At 63.3% G+C, this 1904-nt stretch carries 1 protein-coding gene; it reads right to left on the reverse strand.

The window, feature by feature from the left end:
* Positions 1 to 95: 95 nt before the first annotated feature.
* The coding region (locus OC610_RS26685) for an NAD-glutamate dehydrogenase (protein WP_264432222.1) at positions 96 to 1904 on the reverse strand (1809 nt) is incomplete at its 5' end.

Here is a 1904-nt window from a genome sequence, read left to right on the forward strand (position 1 = left end):
CCCTCGCCACAAGAGCATCCTGCCCCCCAGGCTGAAACATTGCCCATAAAAAACCCCGCATCTCTCGATGCGGGGTTTTTTCATTCAACGGTGGATCAGTTGGCCGTCACGACCGCCTGACCACTCAACGCCAGGTCCAACAGTTCGCGGTTGGCGACCGCGTACATGGCGTAGTCGGTGCCACTGGCGGCACGGATGTCCACCAGCATGGCGCGCCAGCGCTCGACCATTTCGTGATGCTGCTCGAGCCACAGCGCCAGACGGGTTTCCACGTCCTGGCTACCGTCGCCTTCCTGCAGGACCGAGATGGTGATCGCTCGTTGCTGCCAGTCGATGTCATCGCGGAACGCTTCACGGGCCAGGGCCTGCCAGTTGTTTTCCACCGGCAGTGCGCTGATCTGTTGCAGGTACCAGGTGATGTCCAGGGCGCTACCCACGGCGAAGTAAGCCTTGGCCACGTCGGCGGCGTTCTGGCCGGTGACGTCGGACGCCTCGATGATTGGCAACAAGGTGTACAGGTGCGTAGTGCCGGCAACCATGCGCGCCAGCAACTCCGGCACACCGGCCGCCACGTAGGCCTGGTAGCGGGTCTGCCAGCCTTCGCGGGTCGGACCTTCCAGCAGTTCGTCGAGCTTGAGGCCCAACGCCGCCAGGTGCGGACCGAAGTGAGCGACGTCACGGGCAGCGTTCTGTTCGTTGCGGCGGCTGCGCAGGAACCAGCGCGTGGCGCGGCGGCCCAGGCGCATCAGCTCGTCCATCAGCTCCAGTTGCACGTCGGCCGAGACCTGGTGGTCCAAGGCTTCGATCTGACGGAACCAGTGCGGAAGATGGAAGATGTCCCGAACGATCACATAAGCACCGGCCACGTTCGCCGGGCTCATGCCCGTCGACTCTTTCAACCGCTGGACGAAGGTGATGCCCATGTGGTTGACCAGGTCGTTGGCGATCTGGGTGCTGACGATCTCGCGCTTCAGGCGATGGCGACGCATGGCCTCGGAGAACTTGCTCACCAGGGTTGGCGGGAAAGCCGTCTCCATGTCGCGGGTCAGGTAATCATCGTCCGGCACCAGGGAGTTGAGCAGCGCTTCCTTGAGGTCGATCTTGCTGTAGGAGATCAGCACCGACAGTTCGGCACGGGTCAGGCCATGGCCCGCCGCGACACGTTCGGCCAGTTGCTCTTCGGTCGGCAGGAACTCGATGGCGCGGTCCAGCTTGCCCCGGGCTTCCAGATCGTTCATCAGGCGCTTGTATTCGGCGATCCGCACAAAGGCGCGACGGGCCGCCAGGGACAGGGCCTGGGTCTGCTTGTAGTTGTTGCCCAACACCAGGCCACCGACTTCGTCGGTCATGCTCGCCAGCAACTGGTTGCGTTGCTTGTCGGTCATGTCGCCGGCCTGCACCACTTCATTGAGCAGGATCTTGATGTTCACTTCGTGGTCGGAGCAATCCACGCCACCGGCGTTGTCGATGAAGTCGGTGTTGGAACCGCCGCCATTGAGGCCGAACTCGACGCGACCCAGTTGGGTCATGCCCAGGTTGCCGCCCTCGCCCACGACCTTGCAGCGCAGTTCGTTGCCGTTCACGCGCAGCGCATCATTGGCCTTGTCGCCGACATCGGCGTGGCTTTCGGTGCTGGCCTTGACGTAGGTACCGATACCGCCGTTCCACAACAGGTCCACCGGCGCCTTGAGCAAGGCGTTCAGCAGCTCGGTCGGGGTCAGCTTGTCGGCCTTGATGTCAAAGCGTTCTTTCATCTGCGGCGAAATCGCGATGCTCTTCGCGCTGCGCGAGAAGATGCCGCCGCCTTCGGACATGATGCTGGTGTCGTAGTCGGTCCAGGCCGAACGCGGCAAGTCGAAGAGACGCTTGCGCTCGGCGAAGCTGCTGGCCGGCTCCGGGTTCGG

It is taken from the genome of Pseudomonas agronomica, from assembly GCF_025917275.1.
Taxonomy (GTDB): Bacteria; Pseudomonadota; Gammaproteobacteria; order Pseudomonadales; family Pseudomonadaceae; genus Aquipseudomonas; species Aquipseudomonas agronomica.